Annotated in this window: 20 protein-coding genes; 12 read left to right on the forward strand and 8 right to left on the reverse strand. The window is 73.0% G+C overall.

Annotated features, from left to right (window positions below; genetic code table 11):
• The gene (locus tag ABT093_RS12155) at positions 1–858 is read left to right on the forward strand and encodes an ABC transporter permease (protein WP_350563192.1); all 858 of its coding nucleotides are present in this window, start codon (positions 1–3) and stop codon (positions 856–858) included.
• A 79-nt stretch (positions 859–937) separates the two neighbouring features.
• Here ABT093_RS12155 and greA read toward each other — a convergent pair whose 3' ends face one another.
• The gene (greA, locus tag ABT093_RS12160; protein WP_350563194.1) at positions 938–1,435 is read right to left on the reverse strand and encodes a transcription elongation factor GreA; all 498 of its coding nucleotides are present in this window, start codon (positions 1,433–1,435) and stop codon (positions 938–940) included.
• A 272-nt stretch (positions 1,436–1,707) separates the two neighbouring features.
• Positions 1,708–2,118: a DUF4307 domain-containing protein gene (locus ABT093_RS12165; RefSeq protein ID WP_350563196.1), complete on the reverse strand. Its 411-nt coding sequence runs from the start codon at positions 2,116–2,118 to the stop codon at positions 1,708–1,710.
• A gap of 241 nt (positions 2,119–2,359) precedes the next feature.
• Here ABT093_RS12165 and mca point away from each other — a divergent pair, with 241 nt between their 5' ends.
• The 5 genes from mca to ABT093_RS12190 all read left to right on the forward strand — a co-directional run bounded on the left by mca (position 2,360) and on the right by ABT093_RS12190 (position 7,377).
• Complete coding sequence (gene mca / locus ABT093_RS12170) at positions 2,360–3,265, forward strand: mycothiol conjugate amidase Mca (protein WP_350563198.1); 906 nt, start codon at positions 2,360–2,362, stop codon at positions 3,263–3,265.
• Between the two features lie 49 nt (positions 3,266–3,314).
• The gene (locus ABT093_RS12175; protein WP_350563200.1) at positions 3,315–3,506 is read left to right on the forward strand and encodes a hypothetical protein; all 192 of its coding nucleotides are present in this window, start codon (positions 3,315–3,317) and stop codon (positions 3,504–3,506) included.
• Between the two features lie 42 nt (positions 3,507–3,548).
• Positions 3,549–5,603 (forward strand): thioredoxin domain-containing protein, encoded by a 2,055-nt coding sequence (locus tag ABT093_RS12180; protein WP_350563202.1) that lies wholly within the window; start codon positions 3,549–3,551, stop codon positions 5,601–5,603.
• A 41-nt stretch (positions 5,604–5,644) separates the two neighbouring features.
• Complete coding sequence (locus ABT093_RS12185) at positions 5,645–6,505, forward strand: GNAT family N-acetyltransferase (RefSeq protein WP_350563204.1); 861 nt, start codon at positions 5,645–5,647, stop codon at positions 6,503–6,505.
• Between the two features lie 113 nt (positions 6,506–6,618).
• The gene (locus ABT093_RS12190) at positions 6,619–7,377 is read left to right on the forward strand and encodes a sterol desaturase family protein (protein WP_350563206.1); all 759 of its coding nucleotides are present in this window, start codon (positions 6,619–6,621) and stop codon (positions 7,375–7,377) included.
• Positions 7,378–7,414: 37 nt separating this feature from the next.
• On the opposite strand, the gene ABT093_RS12195 is transcribed toward ABT093_RS12190, so the two are convergent.
• A complete protein-coding gene (locus ABT093_RS12195; protein ID WP_350563208.1) occupies positions 7,415–8,347 on the reverse strand; it encodes a hypothetical protein in 933 nt (310 codons plus the stop codon).
• A gap of 293 nt (positions 8,348–8,640) precedes the next feature.
• Here ABT093_RS12195 and ABT093_RS12200 point away from each other — a divergent pair, with 293 nt between their 5' ends.
• Positions 8,641–9,297, forward strand: coding sequence for a papain-like cysteine protease family protein (locus ABT093_RS12200; protein WP_350563210.1), 657 nt, complete (start codon positions 8,641–8,643; stop codon positions 9,295–9,297).
• Positions 9,298–9,305: 8 nt separating this feature from the next.
• The gene (locus ABT093_RS12205) at positions 9,306–10,166 is read left to right on the forward strand and encodes a hypothetical protein (RefSeq protein ID WP_350563212.1); all 861 of its coding nucleotides are present in this window, start codon (positions 9,306–9,308) and stop codon (positions 10,164–10,166) included.
• 67 nt (positions 10,167–10,233) lie between these two features.
• Here the strand turns inward: ABT093_RS12205 and ABT093_RS12210 are convergent, their stop codons facing one another.
• Both ABT093_RS12210 and ABT093_RS12215 read right to left on the reverse strand, forming a co-directional pair.
• Positions 10,234–10,890: an acyl-CoA-like ligand-binding transcription factor gene (locus ABT093_RS12210; RefSeq protein ID WP_350563214.1), complete on the reverse strand. Its 657-nt coding sequence runs from the start codon at positions 10,888–10,890 to the stop codon at positions 10,234–10,236.
• An 8-nt stretch (positions 10,891–10,898) separates the two neighbouring features.
• On the reverse strand, positions 10,899–12,464 hold the full coding sequence (locus tag ABT093_RS12215) for an MFS transporter (RefSeq protein WP_350563216.1): 1,566 nt from the start codon (positions 12,462–12,464) through the stop codon (positions 10,899–10,901).
• A gap of 307 nt (positions 12,465–12,771) precedes the next feature.
• On the opposite strand from ABT093_RS12215, the gene ABT093_RS12220 reads away from it, so the two are divergent.
• Positions 12,772–13,299 (forward strand): hypothetical protein, encoded by a 528-nt coding sequence (locus ABT093_RS12220; protein ID WP_350563218.1) that lies wholly within the window; start codon positions 12,772–12,774, stop codon positions 13,297–13,299.
• Here ABT093_RS12220 and trhA read toward each other — a convergent pair.
• On the reverse strand, positions 13,270–13,944 hold the full coding sequence (gene trhA / locus ABT093_RS12225) for a PAQR family membrane homeostasis protein TrhA (RefSeq protein WP_502884200.1): 675 nt from the start codon (positions 13,942–13,944) through the stop codon (positions 13,270–13,272). The genes ABT093_RS12220 and trhA overlap by 30 nt on opposite strands.
• A 284-nt stretch (positions 13,945–14,228) precedes the next feature.
• Here trhA and ABT093_RS12230 point away from each other — a divergent pair, with 284 nt between their 5' ends.
• Complete coding sequence (locus ABT093_RS12230) at positions 14,229–16,070, forward strand: phosphoenolpyruvate carboxykinase (GTP) (RefSeq protein ID WP_350563222.1); 1,842 nt, start codon at positions 14,229–14,231, stop codon at positions 16,068–16,070.
• A gap of 157 nt (positions 16,071–16,227) precedes the next feature.
• On the opposite strand, the gene ABT093_RS12235 is transcribed toward ABT093_RS12230, so the two are convergent.
• On the reverse strand, positions 16,228–17,442 hold the full coding sequence (locus ABT093_RS12235) for a pyridoxal phosphate-dependent aminotransferase (protein ID WP_350563224.1): 1,215 nt from the start codon (positions 17,440–17,442) through the stop codon (positions 16,228–16,230).
• Positions 17,443–17,735: 293 nt separating this feature from the next.
• Between ABT093_RS12235 and ABT093_RS12240 the strand changes: the two genes are divergently transcribed.
• Positions 17,736–18,452 carry a prepilin peptidase gene (locus ABT093_RS12240; protein ID WP_350563226.1) on the forward strand — a complete coding sequence of 239 codons (717 nt, stop codon included), beginning with the start codon at positions 17,736–17,738 and terminating at the stop codon, positions 18,450–18,452.
• A 150-nt stretch (positions 18,453–18,602) separates the two neighbouring features.
• Here the strand turns inward: ABT093_RS12240 and ABT093_RS12245 are convergent, their stop codons facing one another.
• Positions 18,603–20,222 (reverse strand): chitinase, encoded by a 1,620-nt coding sequence (locus ABT093_RS12245; RefSeq protein WP_350563228.1) that lies wholly within the window; start codon positions 20,220–20,222, stop codon positions 18,603–18,605.
• A gap of 422 nt (positions 20,223–20,644) precedes the next feature.
• Here ABT093_RS12245 and ABT093_RS12250 point away from each other — a divergent pair, with 422 nt between their 5' ends.
• Complete coding sequence (locus ABT093_RS12250; RefSeq protein WP_350563230.1) at positions 20,645–21,439, forward strand: isoprenyl transferase; 795 nt, start codon at positions 20,645–20,647, stop codon at positions 21,437–21,439.
• Positions 21,440–21,568: the final 129 nt, after the last annotated feature.

Here is a 21,568-nt window from a genome sequence, read left to right on the forward strand (position 1 = left end):
ATGACCACCGCGACCGAGCACGCCATCGGCGGGGCGGTCCCCAGGCAGCGCCGGGGCGCGGACGCCGTCCTGCACGACTCCTGGGTGGTCGCCAAGCGCAACCTCCGCCGGATGACCCGGATACCCGAGATCGTGATCTTCGGCCTGATGCAGCCGGTCATGTTCGTGCTGCTGTTCTCGTACGTCATGGGCGGCGCGATCAACATCCCGGGGACGCAGTCCAGCTCCTCGGCGTACATCCAGTTCCTGATGGCGGGCATCTTCGCCCAGACCGTGACCTTCGCGGTGGCCGGCGCCTCGGCGGGCATCGCCGAGGACATGTCCAAGGGCCTGGTCGACCGGTTCCGCTCGCTGCCGATGGCCCGCTCGGCGGTGCTGGTCGGCCGCACCCTGGCCGACCTCTGCCAGACCGCGTTCACCCTGGTGGTGCTGGCCCTGGTGGCGGTGCTGGTCGGCTGGCGGATCCACGAGGGGCTGCTGTCCGCGCTCGGCGCGTTCGGACTGCTGCTCCTGCTCGGCTACGCCTTCTCCTGGATCGGCGCGCTGATCGGCCTGTCGGTGCGCAGTCCGGAGGCGGCCACCTCGGCCGGGCTGATCTGGCTCTTCCCGCTGACCTTCATCTCCAACGCCTTCGTGCCGGTCAGCTCGATGCCGGGCTGGCTGCAGGCGGTCGCCTACTGGAACCCGTTCAGCGCCACCGTGCAGGCCTGCCGCAACCTCTTCGGCAACCAGGTGGGCCCGGTGGACGACGTGTGGCCGATGCAGCACGCCGAGCTGATGTCGGTGCTCTGGTCGGTGGTGATCATCGCGGTGTTCTCCTGGCTGTCGGTGCGCAAGTACCGCTCCTCCGGCAGCTGAGCCGCCCGGAGCCGTCCCAGGCACGCGCGAAGGCGGCCGCGGCAGGTGCCGCGGCCGCCTTCGGCGTGTCGTGGTGCGGTCAGCCGGAGTAGGGCTTGACCTCGATGATCTTGACCATGGCCTGCTTGCCGTTCGGCAGCTCGTAGGTCGCCTCGTCGCCGATGGTCTTGCCGTCGATCGCGCGGCCGAGCGGCGACTGCGGCGAGTAGATGTCCAGGTCGTCGTCGCCGACCTCGCGCGAGCCCAGCAGGAACTTCATGGTGTCGTCCTCGTCGCCGTCGAAGGCGACCGTGACGACCATGCCCGGAGCCACCACGCCCGAGTCCGCCGGAGCCTCGCCGACCTTGGCGCGCTCGAGGATCTGGGTGAGCTGGCGGATCCGCAGCTCGTACTTGCCCTGCTCCTCCTTGGCGGCGTGGTAACCGGCGTTCTCCTTGAGGTCACCCTCCTCGCGCGCGGCCTCGATCTTTTGCGCGATCTCGATCCGCCACGGGCCGGTCAGGTGATCCAGCTCGGCCTTGAGCTGGTCGTAGCCGGACTGAGTGAGCCAGGTCACGTTCTCGCTGGTCTGGGTCACGGGTGCTCCTCGTAGGTGCTGGGGCTGTGCTGAGGGTGTGAGTCGTCAGCGTGTTGAGTGGTGCTGATATCGGTCTTAACTACAAAGCAACGCCCGCTCCCGTACCAGTTGGTGCGGAAGGGGCGAAACCACGAGCCTAACAACTCCCACCGACAATCGGGAGGGTCGTTGGCGCTCCATTGACGACAGCGTTGCGCCAAGGTGTACAGGATTGGTGGGCGGGACTCCTCTACGGATGCCCGCTCCCCTGGGCGAATATGCCTGCCGCGCGGTTACTCGGGCGTACAGCCCAGCAGCTCGGCGGTGGTGCCGCGGGCGGTGGTCCGCAGGCTCACCACCGCGTCGTAGCTGGAGCCCTCCGCCGGGACGGGGAAGTCGGCCACGCCGACCACCGCGCCGTCCTCGGCCTGCGAGCGGACGGTGCAGCTGCCGGCCGTGCCGTCGCTCTTGCGCACCGCCAGGTGCAGCTGGAGCTCGGTGTCGGAGAGCGCCTGGAAGGTCGGCACGGTGCCGTTGATCTTCGTCTCGCGGATCAGGTAGGAGCCGCCCAGCCAGGCGACCAGGCCCAGGCCCAGCACCGCGCAGACCGCGCCGACCACCTTGAGCCGGCGGTCGCTCTCGCGGTCGCCGCGCCGCCCGTAGCGGTCCTCGGGCAGCTGCGGGGTCCTGGTGCCAGCGCTCATGGGGCTCAGTCCTCTCGTGGGGAGGGGGCCGCGCGGGTGGTGCGGGGGAATGCGCTGCTCCTCCAGTCCGTCACTATAGGAGGGGCACGCCCGCGGCCGGTCCGGCGGGGGCGGGCCCGGCCGTGTCGGCGCCCCCGCGCGGCGGCCGGACCCGCGGTGACGCGGCCCCACGAGCGGCTCGGACGGTGGGCGGACCGGCTTGCGCGGTACGCCCGGACATTTTTCGGAAGGAACGCACGCGTTGACTGAGCAGTTGCGACTGATGGCGGTGCACGCCCACCCGGACGACGAGTCCAGCAAGGGCGCGGCGACCATGGCCATGTACGTCGACCAGGGGGTGGACGTGCTGGTGGCCACCTGCACCGGGGGGGAACGCGGTTCGGTCCTCAACCCCAAGCTGCAGGGCAGGCCGGAGATCGAGGAGAACATCCACGAGGTCCGGCGCAAGGAGATGGACGAGGCCCGCGCGATCCTCGGGATCAGGCAGGCCTGGCTGGGCTTCGTGGACTCGGGCCTGCCGGAGGGCGACCCGCTGCCCCCGCTGCCCGAGGGCTGCTTCGCCCTGCAGGACGTCAAGGAGGCGGCCGAACCGCTGGTCCGCCTCATCCGGGAGTTCAAGCCGCAGGTCATTACGACCTACGACGAGAACGGCGGCTACCCGCACCCCGACCACATCATGACCCACAAGATCACCATGGTGGCCTTCGACGCCGCCGGCGACCCCGACGCGTACCCCGGGGCCGGCGAGCCCTGGCAGCCGCTGAAGCTCTACTACAACCACGGCTTCCCGATGGGCCGGATCCGCGCCCTGCACAAGTACCTCTCCGAGAACGGCCACGAGTCCCCCTACGGCGAGTGGATCGCCGGCTGGGAGAAGAGCGGCCGCAAGGAGCGCGAGATCACCACCCGGGTCCGCTGCGGCGACTGGTTCGAGACCCGGGACCGCGCGCTGATCGCGCACGCCACCCAGATCGACCCGGACGGTCCGTGGTTCCGCGTCCCGCTGGAGGTCCAGCGCGAGGTGTGGCCCACCGAGGACTACGAACTCGCCCGTACCCTGGTCGACGTGGACCTGCCGGAGGACGACCTGTTCGCCGGCCTGCGGACCCCCAGCCTGACGGCCGAGTCGGCCGACACGCGGGACTGAAGCACCCCCCGACGGCCCGGCTCCCCGTGAGCCGGGCCACCATAGAGATATGAGCGCCTCCGTGAACCTCACCCACCTCGCCGCCGAGCTCGCCGTCGACGACGCCAAGGTCACCCCCGGCCTGCTGGGCTTCCTCGTCTTCGCCGCCCTCGGCGTGGCCACCTGGTTCCTGGCCAAGTCCATGAACAAGCAGTTCAAGCGGGTGAACTTCGCCGAGGAGCCGGAGGCCCCGAAGGAGTGAGGCCGCGCCCCCTCCACCGCGCGGATGCGCGAGGATGGGGGCATGCCGAACCGCCTCGCCGACGCCACGTCGCCGTACCTGCAGCAGCACGCCGAGAACCCGGTCGACTGGTGGCCGTGGGGACCCGAGGCCTTCGAGGAGGCGGCGCGCCGCGGCGTGCCCGTGCTGCTGTCGGTCGGGTACGCGGCGTGCCACTGGTGTCATGTGATGGCGCACGAGTCGTTCGAGGACGAGGGGACGGCGGAGTACCTCAACGAGCGGTTCGTCGCGGTCAAGGTGGACCGGGAGGAGCGGCCGGACGTCGACGCCGTGTACATGGAGGCCGTGCAGGCGGCGACCGGGCAGGGCGGGTGGCCGATGACGGTCTTCCTGACCCCCGGCAAGGAGCCGTTCTACTTCGGGACCTACTTCCCGCCGCAGCCCCGGCACGGGATGCCGTCGTTCCGGCAGGTGCTGGAGGGGGTGCACGCCGCCTGGCGGGACCGGCGGGACGAGGTGGGTGAGGTCGCCGGCCGGATCCGGGCCGACCTGGCCGAGCGGGCCTCGGTCTACGCGGTCGGCAGCGGGGTGCACCAGCCGCCCGGGGAGGCCGACCTGCACCAGGCGCTGGTCGCGCTCAGCCGCGACTTCGACCCGCGGCACGGCGGCTTCGGCGGGGCGCCCAAGTTCCCGCCGGCCATGGTGATCGAGTACCTGCTGCGCCACCACGCCCGGACCGGCTCGCAGGCCGCGCTGGAGATGGCCGTGCGCACCGGTGAGGCGATGGCCCGCGGCGGCATCCACGACCAGCTCGGCGGCGGCTTCGCCCGGTACGCGGTGGACGCCGGCTGGGTGGTGCCGCACTTCGAGAAGATGCTCTACGACAACGCGCTGCTGCTGCGCGCCTACCTGCACCTGTGGCGGGCGACCGGCTCCGCCTCGGCCCGCCGGGTCGCGCTCTCCACCGCCGACTTCCTGCTGCGCGAACTGCGCACCACCGAGGGCGCGTTCGCCTCCGCGCTGGACGCTGACAGCCTCGACGAGGAGACCGGCACCAGCGCCGAGGGCGCCTACTACGTCTGGGAGCCCGGCCAGTTGGTCGACCTGCTCGGCCCGGCCGACGCCGCCACCGCCGCCCGGCTGTTCTCGGTCACCGCCGAGGGCACCTTCGAGCACGGCACCTCCGTCCTCCAACTCCTCGCCGAACCGGAGGACTTCGCCGAGTACGAGGCGATCCGCGCGCGCATGCTGGAGGCCCGCGCCGCCCGTCCGGCGCCGGCCCGGGACGACAAGGTGGTGGCCGCCTGGAACGGCCTGGCGATCGCCGCGCTCGCCGAGACCGGCGCGCTGCTGGAGCGCCCCGACCTGGTGCGGGCCGCCGAGCGCGCCGCCGACCTGCTGCTCGCCGTCCACCTCACCCCCGAGGGCCGGCTGCTGCGCACCTCCCGGGACGGCCGCCCCGGGGCCAACGCGGGCGTCCTGGAGGACTACGCCGACACCGCCGAGGGCTTCCTCGCGCTGTACGCCGTCACCGGCGAGGCCGAGTGGCTCCAGCTGGCCGGCGGTCTGCTCGACACCGTGCTCAAGCACTTCGCCGACGAGGAGACCGGCGCGCTGTACGACACCGCCGACGACGCCGAGGAGCTGATCCGGCGCCCGCAGGACCCGACCGACAACGCGACCCCGTCCGGCTGGACCGCCGCCGCGGCCGCCCTGCTCACGTACGCCGCGTACACCGGCTCGGCCCGCCACCGGACCGCCGCCGAGCGGGCCCTCGGCATCGTCGGGGCGCTCGCCTCGCGCGCGCCGCGGTTCGTCGGCTGGGGCCTGGCCGCCGCCGAGGCGCTGGCCGACGGGCCCCGTGAGGTCGCGGTGATCGGCCGGGCCGGCGACCCCGGGACGGTCGCGCTGCACCGGGCCGCGCTGCTCGGCACCGCGCCCGGGGCCGTGGTCGCGTTCGGCGAGCCGGGCGCGGGCAGCGACGAGGTCCCGCTGCTCTCCGGCCGGCCGCTGGTCGACGGCGCGCCCGCCGCCTACGTCTGCCGGCACTTCACCTGCGACGCGCCGACCACCGACCCGGCGGTCCTGGCCGAGCGGCTGGGGGCGGCGGAGGGGTAAAACCGTTGGTGGGCGGCGTGGGGCGCGGGCGAGGATGGGCCATGCCCTGGACTCTCACCACCTCCCTGGACGACTTCCGCGCGCAGGCCGGCGGTCTGCTCGCCGCGCACCCGGCCGAGAACACCGTGCTGCTCACGGTCACGGACCGACTGGCGGCGCGCGGCCCGCACTACTACGGCGACGGCGCGCCGGTGTTCGGCTGGTGGCGCCGCGAGCCGGACGGGCCGGTCGAGGGGGTGTTCCTGCAGACCCCGCCCTTCGTTCCGCGGCTGGGGGTGATGCCGGCGGAGGCCGCCGCCGAGCTGGCGGCCGACCTCGCCGGTGCCCGGGCCGGGTTCACGGCGCTCACCGGGGTCTCCGGCGGGGTCGCGGCGGTGCGGGCGTTCGGCGTGGCGTGGGGCGCGGCGACCGGGCTCACCGGGTCCGTCAGGACCGAGGAACGCCTCTACCGGCTCGGCGAGTTGACCGGACCTCCGCGCCCGCCGGCCGGCCGGCCGCGGCTCGCCGGGGCGGCCGACCGCGAACTGCTGGTCCGCTGGTTCGAGGAGTTCGCGGCCGAGGTGGACATCAGCATCCCCGACGTCGCGACGGTGGTCGATGACCGGACGGCGGCCGGTCAGCTGCACCTGTGGGAGGACGGGGGACGGTCGGTCGCGGTGGCCGGGGTCAGCGCGGTCGTCGCCGGGATGTCCCGGATCGGCCCGGTCTACACCCCGCGCGACGCCCGCGGCCGCGGCTACGCCAGCGGCGTCACGGCGGCCGCCTCGGCCGCCGCCCTCGCCGGCGGGGCCGGGGAGGTGCTGCTCTACACGGACCTCGCCAATCCGACCAGCAACTCGATCTACCAGCAGATCGGCTACCGGCCGGTGGAGGACTGCCTGGTGCTGGCCTTCGACGTCTGACGCCTGACGCCTGACGTCTGACGTCTGACGCCAGAGGTCCGACGGCGGGAACCGCCCCGGGCAGGGCGGCGTCGCACCGGAGGGGTGGGCCGGCGACCGGGGGGAGCCCGACGGTGGACGCGGTACTCGGATGGGCCGGGCGGCTGAGCCCGGCGCAGGCGGCGGCGGGTGCGCTGGCCGGGAACCTGGCGCTGTTCGCGCTGGCCCTGCTGGCCGGCGGCCTGCTGGTCCGCCGCTTCGGCGACCGGCGGGTGACCCCGCCACCCGCGCCTCCCGACCGCCGGGAGCGGCTGCTCACGGTGGTCGCCGTGCTGCTCAACTCGGCCGTCGGCCTGGCCGGCTGGCTGCTCTGGCGGGCCGGCTGGATCCGGCTCACGGCCGACGCGGGACCGCGCGCGGTGGCCGATCTGCTGCTGTTCTCCCTGGTGATGGACGCGCTGATGTACGGCGGGCACTGGCTGGCCCACCGCCGCCGGCTCTACCGGCTGGCCCACGAGCTGCACCACGCCTATCCGGACCCGCGCCCCGCGACGCTCTTCGTGCTGCACCCGCTGGAGGTGCTGGGCTTCGGCGGCGCGTGGATCGCGGTGCTCTGCCTCTGGCCGGGGATGTCCGCGCCCGCGCTGGCCGGCTACATCGGCGTCAACCTGGTCTTCGGCCTGCTCGGGCACCTGGGTGTGGAGCCCTTCCCGGTCCGGGTCCGGCGGCTCGCGGTGTTCCGCTGGGTGGCGCTGCCGATGTTCCACGCCGGTCACCACGCCGATCCGGCGGTCAACCTGGGCTTCTACACCACGCTCTGGGACCGGCTGTTCGGCACCGTCGACCCCCGCTACGACGCCCGCCGCGCGGCCCCGGACCCGACGCTCCGGTGACCCGACGCCCCGGTGCCCCGGTGACCGGGAGACGCGGTCACTCCCAGTCCCAGCCGATGCCCAGGATGCCGGGCCGCACGGCGGTGGCGACCAGATGGACGCAGTGGTGGCCGTCGAGCGTCAGCTCCTCGCTCTCGTAGGGCTCCTCGGCGGGCGAGCGGCGGGCGAAGCGGTGGCAGCGGACGGGCAGCGCGGCCGGGTGGAAGGTGATCTGCAGGACGTACTGCCCGGCCCCCGCGTGGAAGCCGCGCAGGTACTCGCAGCTGGGCTCGGGCGCCGGGGCGTCGTCGAAGCCGTAGCCGAGCAGGTGGGTGTCGCCCGCGCGCAGCCGGCGGTCCAGCAGCAGTTCGGCGATCAGCAGGTCGTGGGCCTGGTCGCGGCGGATGCGTCCGGGGCGGCAGTTCTCCTCGGCGCGGACGCCGACCCGGGTGATGTCGCTGCCGGGATCGCCCTGGTGGATCGCGAGGTAGCGGTCGATGCCGTCGCGGTGGGCGCGCAGGGCGTGCTGGGAGTCGCGGCGCCGCAGGCGGCGGTCGGCGCCGATCCGGATCCGTTCGATGTGGGTGACGGTGTGCAGCCCGCTGTCGCGCGGGCCGGCCAGCTCGGCGAGCAGGTCGTCGACGGCGGTGGCCGGGGTGATGAGGTCGCGGTAGGGGCGCACGGGCGGACCGGCCGGCGCGGCGGGGGCGGCGCGCCGGGGGCCGAGCAGCCGGGTGAGCGAGTGCGCGGGGAGGTCCAGCACCTTCTCCAACTCGCGGACGGCGCGCAGCGATTCGGGACGTTCCGGGCGGCGGTGGCCCTGCTGCCAGTAGCTGAGGCTGGTGACCCCGATGTGCACGCCGCGCAGCGCGAGGTGGTCGCGGATGCGGTGCAGGGCGAGGCCGCGGGCGGCGATGGCGGTGCGCAGGGCGAGGTCGAACGGGCCGGTGCGCAGGGCGGTGACGAGGTCGGTTCGGTCGGTCCGCTGCATGCGGCCTCCTCGGGTGGCGGACGGGGCCGGCCCCGTCCGGCGTGTGCTGTGCGGTGGGCCCCGGTCGGTCGTGAATATTCACACGGGGAGGGGGGTTTGTCACCGGTCCCGACGTCCTGGGCGGGGGTTCGGAGGCCGGCGTTCACAGCGCGGCGGGTCCGTTCACACCCGGGTGGGCGGGCGTCCGGGGGCCGTTGACCGGCTGTGCCGGCGGCGCGATGCTCGGTGGCGCGATCCGGACCGCACCCCCACACCTCTCGACTCCTCTGCCTGTCGCAAGGAGGACAACCCCCATGTCCGTCACACGGATACGCCTGCGCCGCGCCGTCTCGGTGCTCGCGCTCGGCGTCCTCGGTCCGGCGCTCAGCGTCGCGGCCGTCACCCCGGCCCAGGCCGCCCCCACGGCCGAGGCCCCTTCGCAGCGGGTGCGGCCCGCGGGCGCCGCGGGTGCCACGGCCGATCTGGCCGGCACCTCCAAGAAGCTCGACATCACCATGCAGCAGCAACAGCAGAGCAACTGGTGCTGGGCGGCGAGCGGCAACACCATCGCCACCTGGTACGGCTACTCCTACAGCCAGAACCAGTTCTGCAACGCCGCGTTCGGCCGCTCGACCGGCTCCAGCTGCCCCAACAGCCAGGCCACGCTGGGCGATGTGCAGAACGCCCTGAGCTGGATCGGCATCAACCCGGGCTCGTACGTGTCCGGGTACCTGCGCTACAGCACGGTGCAGACCGAGGTGAACGCCGACCGGCCGGTCGAGACCCGGATCCAGTGGAGTTCCGGCGGCGGCCACATGCACGTCCTGTACGGGTACGACACCGGCAGCAACTGGGTCTACTGGGGCGACCCGTGGCCGTCCAACTACCGCTACAACTGGGCGGACTACAACTACTACGTGTCGAACGGCACGTTCTCCTGGACCCACTCCCTGTACCGGATCGGCGCGTGAGGGGCGACATGAGCAGCACGCACAAGGCCGCGGTCGTCCGCGGCGCGGCGGCGGTCCTGCTCGCCGCCGGTCTGGGGCTGGCGCTCGCGCCGGCCGCCTCCGCCGCCGGTCCGGCCGGTCCCGCCGGGGTGCCCGAGCCGGTGCCGGCCGCGGAGCTGGCCCAGGCCCGCAGCGCGGTGCAGAGCCCCGCGGTGCTCGACCAGGTGGGCCGCTTCCTCGCCGGCAAGGGACAGCCGCCGACCGGTCCGGCCGGCCGGCTCGCCCCCGGGGCGGCCGAGCCGGAGGCGCCGGCCGCCGCCGCGCCCCGGCTGGCCGGGGACACCGTGCCGGTGTACACGCTGGACGCCGCCTTCGTCTCCGGCACCCCGGGCGCGCCGGTGGCCCGGGCCGAGTTCGCCGCCAGCCGGGTGGTCGCGGCCGACGGCCGGGTCGCCTCGGTCTGGACGGTGAGGCAGGACGGCGGCTGGCGGGTGGTCAACATCGCCACCGGCGGCGACGAGGGCGACTACGCGGCGCGCGCCGCGCAGGGCGGTGGCGGGACGGCGTTCCGTGAGCCGCAGATCAACGCCTGGTACGTGCTGCGGGACGGCCGGGTGCTGCCGCTGGACGACGAGGCGCGCCGCTCGGTGGGCGAGGCCGGGGTGAGCCTGGCCGCGTACCAGGGCCTGGTCCGGCAGCGGTACGGCGACAAGCTGCCCGGCTCGGCGTACGACCGGGCGGGCCGGGGCGGCGGCTACGAGCCCGCCGCCGGGCCGTCGGCGGGCGGCACCGCGCTGCCGGCCGTGACGGCCGCCGCGGCCCTGGGCGCCACCGCGCTCGCGGGCGCGGGTGTGGCCCTGCGGCGGCGGACGTCCCTGCGGCACGGGTAGCGCGCAGGGGCACCCCCTCGGGGGCGTGACGGTCGGAACCCCGCCCGTCACGCCCCTCCCGCATGCGCTACAGGCCGGTGAAGCCGTCCTCCAGGATCGCGAAGGTGCGGTCCACCAGATCGGCGATGTCCTCGGCGCCGTCGCCGTCGGCCCAGTGCAGCACCGCCTCCGTGGTGGCGGCGCCGATCGCGGCGGCGGTGATCCGCATCTCGAAGGTGGGCTCCTGGAGGCCGGCCCGCCGGGTCAGCACGGAGAGGTACAGCCGCTGCGGCTCGTTGCCGGTTTCGATCATCCGGGCGCGCAGCGCGGGGACGTCCTTGGCCAGCCGCATCCGGACGAGCAGTTCCTCGCGCTCGTGCTCCTGCAGTTGCCGGATCAGCCCGATGACGGCCTCCCGGCAGGAGTGCAGAAACGGTTCCCCGGAAGGCCTGGCGAGCAACGCGTCGATCATCGCCGGGTCGTACTCGTCGGTGAGGACGAGGTCCTCCTTGGTGGCGAAGTACCGGAAGAAGGTGGACGGGGAGACCTCGGCGGCGGCCGCGATCTGGTCCACCGTCGTGTTCTCGTACCCCTGTTCGGCGATCAGCCGGTACGCCTCGCGCCGGATGGCCTGGCGGGTCTTCAGCTTCTTGCGCTCGCGCAGCGACAGCGGCGCCTCCAGCATCGCCTGGATCGGGTTGCCCGGTCCGGTCGGAGGTGCCGTTGCCGGCCGCGTTGCGTTCATGTCTTCGATTATCCGCGATCGGCGGCGGGCACCGCGGTGGCCCCGGCGGGCGGCCCGGCCGGTTCGACGGCGGGCATCCGCAGCGCGACCAGCACCGCCGACAGCACCGCGATCACCCCGGAGACCAGCAGCACCACCGTCATCCCGTGCACGTAGGCACCGTGCGCGGAGGCGGACAGCGCCGGATCGCCGGCCGCGGCGGCGACCGCGTCGGCGGCGACCACCGACCTCCCGGCCTGCTCGGCCGTGCCCGCCGCCAGGGCGCCGGTGTCCAGCGCGCCCCGGTAGGCGTTGGCGAGCAGGCTGCCGAAGACGGCCACCCCGATGGCCCCGCCGACCTGGCGGAAGGTCTGCAGCAGGCCGGAACCGACACCGGCCCGGGCGGGCGGCAGCGTGAGCAGGGCGGTGGCCTGCGCGGTGATGAGGGACAGGCCCATGCCGACCCCGAGCAGGGTGAGCCAGAGCGCGGCGAGGCCGTAGCCGTCGGAGACCCCGGTGCTGCTGCCGATGAGCAGGGCGCCGGCCAGCAGGGCGAGGCCCAGGGCGATCACCGTCCGGGGGCTGGTCCGGGCGACCAGCTTGTCGCTGAGCCGGGCGGCCACCATCAGGCCGAGCATCATCGGCATCAGCCGCAGACCGGTGCCGAAGGCGTCCGCGCCGAGGACGCTCTGGAAGTAGAGGGGAAGCACGAAGAACGCGCCGAACAGGACCAGGGACACCAGTGTCGCGGCCACCGTCGACCAGCGGAAGGCGGCGTCGGCGAGCAGCGACAGGTCGAGCATCGGGTCCCGCTGCCGCCGGCTGCGCAGCACCAGCAGGGTGAGCGCGACCAGCGCGCCGCCGACGGTGCCGAGCACCACCGGGTCGGCCCAGCCGCGCTCGGGGCTCTCGATGATGCCGTAGGTGAGCGCGGCCAGCCCGCCGGCGCCGAGCAGGGTGGCGGGCACGTCGATCGGGGGCGCGGCGGGGTTGCGGGTCTCCGGCAGCAGGACGGCGCAGGCGGTGATCCCGATCGCCACCAGCGGCAGGTTGATCGCGAAGATCGCGCCCCACCAGTAGTGCTGGAGGATGAAGCCGCCGATCAGCGGGCCGAGCGGGGTGCCGACGGCCAGCGCCGCGGCCAGGATCGCGGTGGCGCGCCGCTGCTCGCCGGGCGGGAAGAGGCCGGGGATCACCGCCATGGACATCGGCATCACCAGCGCGCCGGCCAGACCCATCGCGGCGCGGGCGGCGATCAGCGTGGCGGGGCTGTCGGCCAGCATGCCGATCGCCGAGGCGAGGCCGAACAGGGCGAGGCCCAGGGTGAGCGTGAAGCGGCGCCCGAAGCGGTCGCCGATCAGCCCGGCCGGGAGCATCACGGCGGCGAAGACCACGGTGTAGGAGTCGACGATCCACTGCTGCTGGCCGGTGGTGGCCTGGAGCTGGGAGGCCAGCGTGGGCAGGGCCACGTTCAGGACCGTCATGTCGAGGCTGATCACCAGGACGCTCAGCGCGACCGCGACCAGCGCGAGCCAGCGCCGTGGGTCCGGGCCGGGCGGGGCCGCCGCCTGGTCGTCGGTGGGCGGAGTGGGCACGGGTACCTCCGGAGACCTGTGAAGGGAGTCTCTGTCAAATGACAGTAACTCCCAAAAGATGGTCACCGTCAATGCCGGGAGGTGTCGGCCAATCGTCACGCTCCGTGATGTGTCCTGGAAGTGCGCGTTCCGCACGGGGAATTGACGCAACGTTGATCTGTCGTTCGCCGCTTTCGGGCGGCTTCGGGTGACTGACGGTAGATACGATGTGGCCGTCGGTCAGTGCGGACCGGCGCGTGCCGAGAGCGGAGAAGGGGTGGGGCGGCAGGGGCCGACCACAAGCCCGGCGCAGGAAGGGGAAGCCGTCATGGCCGTTCGGGAGTCGGGTGCCCAGATCTGGGGCGCCGCGGTGGTGGTGGGCTCGGCGCTGGCCGTGGTCGCGGCCTATCTGATCCACGGCGCCGCGCTGGTGCTGGTGGTCGCCGGGATCGAGGTGCTGCTGCTGATGGTCTACGTGGGCCGGCGCTGGCGGCTGCTCCATCAGGCGCCCGAGCCGGACCGCCGCTCGGCGCCGCGCGGGCACCGGACGGCCGCCGGCACGGTGGACGCCGCGCACTGCGAGCGCTGCCGGCGGGCCAGGGCGGCGATCGACGCGCGGCAGGCCGGGCGGCCGGTCCACGGCCGGCACCTCCACGAGCGCTTCGACCGGCTGCACGAGGACCGGCCGCGCGAGCGGCGGTACGACGGGTCGCACGAGCGCGCGCCGCACGACCGGGTGCACGAGCACCAGGTCCGGGAGTGGACGGCGGAACGGGCGGCCGCCCGGTCGCACGACCGGCCGACCGCCCGTCACGGGGCGCCGGGCTCAGCCGGCCGCGCTGTAGGCCACCAGTGAGACGCCGACGTACTGGGTGATGAAGGCCCCGAGGGTGAAGGCGTGGAACACCTCGTGGAAGCCGAACCAGCGCGGTGAGGGGTTGGGCCGCTTGAGCCCGTACACCACGCCGCCGATGCTGTAGAGCACGCCGCCGACGATCATCAGCACCAGGACCGCGACGCCGCCGGTGCGCAGGAAGTCCGGCAGGAAGAACGCGGCGGCCCAGCCCAGCGCGAGGTAGACCGGCGTGTAGAGCCAGCGCGGCGCGCCGACCCAGAAGACCCGGAACGCTATCCCCGCCAGGGCTCCGCCCCAGACCGCCCAGAGCAGCACCTGCCGGGCGGCGCCGTCCAGCAGCAGGATGGTGAACGGCGTGTAGGTCCCCGCGATGATCAGGAAGATGTTCGCGTGGTCCAGCCGGCGCAGGATCGCGTCCCCGCGCGGCCCCCAGTGGAAGCGGTGGTAGACCGCGCTGACCCCGAAGAGCAGCCAGGCGCTGACGGAGTAGATCGCGCACGCGACTCTCGCGGGCCCCGGTTCGGCCAGGCAGATCAGCACGATCCCGGCGGCCACCGTGGCGGGGAACATTCCGGCGTGCAGCCAGCCGCGCCACTTGGGCTTGCTGTCGGCACGCTCCGTGATCTCCAGGAGCTCAGCAGTCATGAGCGGCATGCTACCCGCTACCTACGACTCCGTAGGTTACCGATCCGTAGGAAGTGGCGCTCATCACGACTTGGACGTTTTGGAGTATTGGGAGGGCGGTCGGCGGGCGCCGGGAGGTGCTGAACCCGCTGCCCTACTGGCTGGTAATCATCCGTACTGTAGTAAAAGATGCGTCAACTCTGCCGTTGTGCCGTGTTCGAGGCGTAGGCCCGGAGCTACGCTGCAAGCACCCTCAACCCCCGCTACGCCGTCTCCCCGCCGGGATGGCGTGAAACGGAGCGATCGTGTCGAACGAGAACTCGGCTGCTCTCAGCGCCGCGCCCACCCGTCACCAGCGCCTGCTGGCGTGGGTGGACGAGATCGCGGAGCTCACCCAGCCGGACCGCGTCGAGTGGTGCGACGGTTCCGAGGAGGAGTACCAGCGCCTCGCGGACCTGCTTGTCGCCCAGGGCACTTTCAAGAAGCTCAACGAGGAGAAGCGACCCAACTCCTACTACGCCGCCTCCGACCCGTCGGACGTGGCGCGCGTGGAGGACCGCACCTTCATCTGCTCCGAGCAGGAGAAGGACGCCGGCCCGACCAACCACTGGAAGGCTCCCGCCGAGATGCGCGAGATCTTCCAGGGCGAGCAGGGCCTGTTCCGCGGCGCCATGAAGGGCCGCACCATGTACGTCGTGCCGTTCTCGATGGGCCCGGTCGGCTCCCCGCTGGCCGCGTACGGCGTCGAGATCACCGACTCCGCCTACGTCGCCGTGTCGATGCGCGTGATGACCCGCATGGGCCAGGCCGTGCTCGACCAGCTCGGCGAGGACGGCGACTTCGTCAAGGCGGTGCACACCGTCGGCGCCCCGCTCGCCGAGGGCCAGGCGGACGTGCCGTGGCCGTGCAACAGCACCAAGTACATCTCGCACTTCCCGGAGACCCGGGAGATCTGGTCCTTCGGCTCCGGCTACGGCGGCAACGCCCTGCTCGGCAAGAAGTGCTACGCGCTGCGCATCGCCTCGACGATGGCCCGCGACGAGGGCTGGCTGGCCGAGCACATGCTCATCCTGAAGCTCACCCCGCCGGCGGGCCCCGCGGGCGAGGCGGAGCCCAAGTACGTCGCGGCGGCCTTCCCCTCCGCCTGTGGCAAGACCAACCTCGCGATGCTCCAGCCCACCGTTCCGGGCTGGAAGGTCGAGACGATCGGCGACGACATCGCCTGGATGCGCTTCGGCGCCGACGGCCGCCTGTACGCCATCAACCCGGAGGCGGGCTTCTTCGGCGTCGCGCCCGGCACCGGCGTCGACACCAACGCCAACGCGATCGACACCCTCTGGGGCAACACCGTCTTCACCAACGTCGCGCTCACCGACGACGGCGACGTCTGGTGGGAGGGCCTCACCGACGAGAAGCCGGCCCACCTGACCGACTGGCGCGGCAACGACTGGACGCCGGAGTCCTCGACCCCGGCCGCCCACCCGAACGCCCGCTTCGCCGTCCCGGCCGCGCAGTGCCCGACCATCGCCCCCGAGTGGGAGGACCCGGCGGGCGTGCCGATCTCGGCCATCCTGTTCGGCGGCCGCCGCGCCACCGCCGTCCCGCTGGTGACCGAGTCCTTCAACTGGCAGCACGGTGTCTTCCTGGGCGCCAACATCGCCTCCGAGAAGACCGCCGCCGCCGAGGGCACCGTCGGCGAGCTGCGCCGCGACCCGTTCGCGATGCTGCCGTTCTGCGGCTACAACATGGGCGACTACTTCGCCCACTGGCTGAAGGTCGGCGCCCAGGCGGACGCCGCCAAGCTGCCGAAGATCTACTACGTGAACTGGTTCCGCAAGAACGCCGACGGCAAGTTCGTCTGGCCGGGCTACGGTGAGAACAGCCGCGTGCTGAAGTGGGTCGTCGAGCGCCTGGAGGGCACCGGCGAGGGCGTCGAGACCCCGATCGGCGTGCTGCCGACCGTCGAGGGCTTCGACCTGGACGGCCTGGAGCTGTCCAAGGAGGACCTCGACCTGCTCTTCACCGTCGACGCCGACATCTGGCGCCAGGAGGCCGCGCTCGTCCCGGCCCACCTGGAGCTGTTCGGTGACCACACGCCCGCCGCGCTGTGGGACGAGTACCGGGACCTGGTCGCCCGCCTCGGCTGAGCCTGAGCCTCAGCAGGAGCGGTAGAGAGGCCGGTGCGCTGCACGAACCGCGCACCGGCCGGCGACAGGACGGCCGGAGCCCCGACGGACGATCTTTCCCCGACCAAGGAGATCGTCCGGACCGGGACTCCGGCCGTAGCGCTTTTCCCGCGGCTGCTCAGGGCTGGGTGTAGCCGCCCAGGAACAGGCCGATCCGGGTGACCGCGTCGGTGATCTCCTCCGCGCGCGGCAGGGTGACCAGCCGGAAGTGGTCCGGCTCGGGCCAGTTGAAGCCGGTGCCCTGGACCAGCAGGATCCGCTCGGCCCGCAGCAGGTCGAGCACCATCCGGGCGTCGTCCCTGATCTTGAAGACCTTGGGGTCCAGCCGGGGGAAGGCGTACAGCGCGCCCTTCGGCTTCACGCAGCTGACCCCGGGGATCTCGTTGAGCAGCCGGTAGGCGGCGTCCCGGGACTCCAGCAGCCGGCCGCCGGGCAGGACCAGGTCCTTGATCGACTGCCGTCCGCCGAGCGCCGCGGCCACCGCGTGCTGGGCCGGCATGTTGGCGCACAGCCGCATCGAGGCGAGCACGGTCAGGCCCTCGACGTAGCTGCGGGCCCGGTCGCGGTCGCCGGAGAGCACCATCCAGCCGGAGCGGAAGCCCGCCACCCGGTAGGCCTTGGACAGGCCGTTGAAGGTGACGCAGAACAGGTCGGGCGCCAGGCTGGCGAGCGGGATGTGCTCGGCGTCGTCGTAGAGGATCTTGTCGTAGATCTCGTCCGCGTAGATCACCAGCCGGTGCCGGCGGGCGATCCCGACCAGCCCCTCCAGCACCTCGCGCGGATAGACCGCGCCGGTCGGGTTGTTGGGGTTGATCACCACCAGGGCCCTGGTCCGGTCGGTGACCTTGGCCTCGATGTCGGCGAGGTCCGGGTACCACTCCGACTGCTCGTCGCAGCGGTAGTGGACGGCGGTGCCGCCGGCCAGCGAGACCGACGCCGTCCACAGCGGGTAGTCCGGGGCCGGGACGAGCACCTCGTCGCCGTCGTCCAGCAGCGCGGTCATCGCCAGCTGGATCAGCTCGGAGACGCCGTTGCCGAGGAAGACGTCCTCGACCGTCAGGCCGTCCAGGCCGCGCTCCTCGTAGTGCATCACCACGGCGCGGCGCGCGGCGAGCAGCCCCTTGGAGTCGCCGTAGCCGTGCGCGGTGGAGAGGTTGCGCAGGATGTCCTGGAGGATCTCCGGCGGCGCGTCGAAGCCGAAGAGCGCGGGATTGCCGGTGTTGAGCTTCAGGATGCGGTGGCCCTGTTCCTCCAGCCGCATCGCCTCGTCGAGCACCGGACCGCGGATGTCGTAGCAGACATTGGCGAGCTTGCTGGACTGGATGACCTGCATGCCTGCCTACTTTAGGGGCACGAACGGGCGGTTGGGCGCGTGCGCCGGGCCGCCCGCCGGACCCCCCCGGACGCCGGGGTTCCGCTACTCCTTCGATCGGGAGGCGGATGCCGTCGCCCGCCTTCCGGATCGGCGGCCGGGCGTCCGCAACCCCGCCGAAGACGAGGAGGCGCGGGCGGGGTGCCGTCCGGAACGAGACGGACGGCACACTGCTGTGCGGTGCCCCGGTTCCGTGGCGCCGTGATGACGTGGTGACGTGGTGCCGTCGGTCGGACGCGAGGAGGGGGCGAGCCGTGATCGCGAGCGCGCTGGGAGCGGTACTGGCCGGGCTGCTGGTGGCGCCGGCGCTGCGCGGCCTGGTGGTGCGGTACACCGTGCCGGAGGGTGAACCGTGGTGCCTGGCCTGCCCGTCCTGCGGGCGGGAACTGCGCGGCCTGCCGCCCACCGGGCGGTGCCCGGGCTGCCGGAGGGGCCTGGGCCCGGGCCCCTGGCGGGTGGAGGCGGTCACCGCCGCCGCGGCGGCCGCCGCGCTCGCCGCCGCGCACCCGGCGGACGCGCTGCTGCTGCTCTGGCTGGCCGGGCCCGGCGTGGTGCTGGGCTTCACCGACGCCCGGGTGCACCGGCTGCCCTATCCGCTCACCTGGACGCTGGCGGCGGGTCTCGCGCTGCTGCTGACGGCCGTGCAACTGGTCGAGGGCGACCCGGGGGTGCTGCTGCGCTGCCTGCTGGTGGCGCTGGCCGCCGGGGCGCTGTTCGAAGTCCCGGTCCAGCTGGGCCTGGTGGGCGCCGGTGACACCGTGCTGGCGCTCGGCCTCGGCGCGCTGCTCGGCCGCTACGGCTGGACCGCCGCCTTCGCCGGCCTGGTCGCCTTCGTGCTGCTGGCCGGGCTCTGGTCGGTCGGCGTCCTGCTGACCGCCCTGGTGCGCCGCCGTCCGGTGCGCGGCCGGGAGGTGCCGCTCGGCCCGTTCCTGCTGCTCGGCACCCTGCTGGCGGTGCTCGGTCACTCCTGAGCCGGCCACTCCTGAGCCGGCTGCTCCTGAGCCGGCCGGGGCGGGCGGAACGGCCCCGGAACGCGAACGGGCCCGCCGTACCGGTCAGGTACGACGGGCCCGCCGCCGACGCGCAGGCTCCACCCTCAAGGAGCGGCGCGCCGGGGGGAGTTACGGCATCTGGTGGACGAACGGGCCGACCGTGTTGGCGAAGGCGTTCCCGTTGACGGAGTCCCAGTTGGTGGACCAGGTCATGGCGCCCCGGATGGTCGGCCACTTGGCCGGCGGGACGAAGCTGCCGCAGTTGTTGCCGGTGGCCAGGCAGTCCAGCGCGTTGTTGACGACGCTCGGCGCGACGTAGCCGCCGCCGGCCGCCTTGCTGGAGGCCGGGACACCGATGCCGACCTGGTCGGGCCGCAGACCGCCCTGGATGTGGGTGCAGATCTGCGAGGTGATGAAGTCGATGGTGCCCTGGGTGTAGACCTTGCCGTCGCAGCCGTTCATGCCGCCCGAGTTGTAGAACTGGGTGTTGACGACGGTCAGGATGTCCTTGGTCTTCAGCGCCAGCTGGAAGTAGGAGCCGGCGGTGGAGTACATCCCGATGGTCTCCGGGGCCATCGTCAGCACGAAGCTCGGGCCGATCTTGGCCTGCAGGGCGTGCAGCGCGTCGGCCAGGTAGGTCGGGTTGAGGCCGTTCTCCAGGTCGACGTCGAGGCCGTCGAAGCCGTAGTCCTTGATCACCGCGTAGGCGGTCTCGACGAAGGCGGACGCGGCGGTGGCGTCGTTGATGTGGATGGCGCCGTTCTGGCCGCCGATGGAGATGATGACCTTCTTGCCGGCCGCCTGCTTGGCCTTCACGTCAGCGCGGAACTGGGCGTCGGTGTAGCCGCCGAGGCCGGCCGAGAGCTCCGGGTCCAGCTTGAAGGTGATGGCGCCGGCGCGGTTGGCGACAGCGTCGGCGAACGACACCGCGATGATGTCGTACGCGCCCGGGACGTCGCTCAGCTTCTGGAGGTTGTTGCCCTTGTTGTCGAAGTTGTGCCAGTAGCCGGTGATGGCGTGCTTCGGCACCCCGGTGCTCGGGTTGCCGGTCGGCGTCGCGGTGGGGGTCACCGTGGGCGTCGCGGTCGGGGTGGGGGTGACCGTCTGGGTGGGGGTCGGGGTGACGGTCTGGGTCGGGGTGACCGTGGGCGTCACCGTCGGGGTGACGGTCGGGGTGGGGGTCACCGTCGCCGTCGGGCTCGGGGTGACGGGGCCGCCCGGGCCGCTCAGCACGACGTCGTCGGCGAGGAAGGCGCTCTGGCCGTACCAGCCGTGCAGGTAGACGGTGACGCTCTTGGCGCTCGCACCGGTGGTGAAGGTGGTGGAGAGCTGGTTCCAGCTGTTCTGGTTGGACCAGACGCTCGGGTCGGTGCCGCCGGTGCCGCGCGCCCCGAGGTAGGTGTACGGGCCCTGGACCCAGGCGCTCAGGGTGTAGCTGGTGTTGGGCAGCACGCTGATGGTCTGGGTGCACTCGGCGGTGTCCGCCGCGCCCGGGGTGGCCTGCAGCGCGCCCGAGCCGGAGTGGACCGGCGTGGTGACGGCGCTCGCGGCACCGGTGCAGACCCAGCCGCCGAGCGAGCCGTCGAAGCCGCCGTTGGCGACCAGGTTCCCGGCCGCCGCGTTGGCGCCGCCGGCGAAGAGGGCGAGGCCGGTGCCGGCCAGGGCGAGGGCGGTGGCGCCCGCGGCGAGGGCCGGGACGGGGCCGCGGCGGCGCTTGTGCGCCACGGGCCGGTTCAGCGTACGGGCCATGGAGGTGCGCTCCTGTGGGGGAGGAGCGGCCGCCGCGGTGGGGGGCGCGGCGGCCGCGTGTGGGGGAGGGCATTGCGTCCGAAGTACTGCCTTGACGAGGGCGGGTCCGGTGTTCTGTTCCGCCCTGGGAACAAAAGCTGGACTAGACCATTGGGGGTCGTCAAGCATTGAACCGTCGGCTTACGGATTCCTTAAGGAATCGGAGACCGTTCCGTATCCGGCCCCCGGCCGTTCCCCGGAGCGTCTCCGGGGCGCCGCGTCGGCTCGATCAGGCCACCTGGGGCGCGCCCGTCGCGACAGACTTCGCACAGGACCGTGACCCTCCCGCGACCTGCGGCTTTCCCTGCCGCCACGACGCGGGAGTAGGCTGCGCCGGGGGTTCTGAAGCACCCGGTGAAGTGAGTACGGAGGGGCCGAAAACCATGGGTCTGCGCGATGTCGTCGAACGCACGCCTGGTCTGCGCGTCCTGCTGGACGGGATGTACGGCCTCTACGGTCGCCGGGTCGAGGTGCACCTCGCCCGCACCCCGCACCACATCGGCGTGATCCTCGACGGCAACCGCCGCTGGGCCCGCGCGACCGGTGGGTCCACCGCGGACGGCCACCAGCGCGGCGCCGACAAGATCAGCGAGTTCCTCGGCTGGTGCGACGAGACCCACGTCAAGGTCGTCACCCTGTGGATGCTGTCCACCGACAACCTGGACCGCCCGGCCGACGAACTGGTCCCGCTGCTCGGCATCATCGAGGACGCGGTCACCAACCTGGCCGCCGCCCGCCGCTGGCGGATCAACCCGGTCGGCGCGCTGGACCTGCTGCCGCAGCACACCGCCGACGTCCTGAAGCGGGCCGCCGAGCAGACCGCCGGCATCGAGGGCATCACGGTCAACGTGGCCGTCGGCTACGGCGGCCGGCACGAGATCGCCGACGCCGTCCGCTCGCTGCTCCAGGAGCACGCCGGCCGGGGCACCTCGATCGAGGAACTGGCCGAGGTCCTGGACGTCGAGCACATCGCCGAGCACCTGTACACCAAGGGCCAGCCCGACCCCGACCTGGTCATCCGCACCTCGGGCGAGCAGCGGCTCTCCGGCTTCCTGCTCTGGCAGAGCGCGCACAGCGAGTTCTACTTCTGCGAGGCGTACTGGCCGGCCTTCCGCAAGGTCGACTTCCTGCGGGCGCTGCGCGCCTACGAGCAGCGCAACCGGCGGATGGGTCTCTGACCGGGCGGTGGAGCGCTCCCGGGAGACCGGGCCCGGCGGTCCGGCGTGCCGGATTGACCACCGTAGGGGCTGGCCTACCCGGCGGCCGGGCGAGGCCAAACGTTCACCCGCAATGATCCGTCAGTTCTC

This window comes from Kitasatospora sp. NPDC002551 (assembly GCF_040296005.1).
Classification (GTDB): Bacteria; Actinomycetota; Actinomycetes; order Streptomycetales; family Streptomycetaceae; genus Kitasatospora.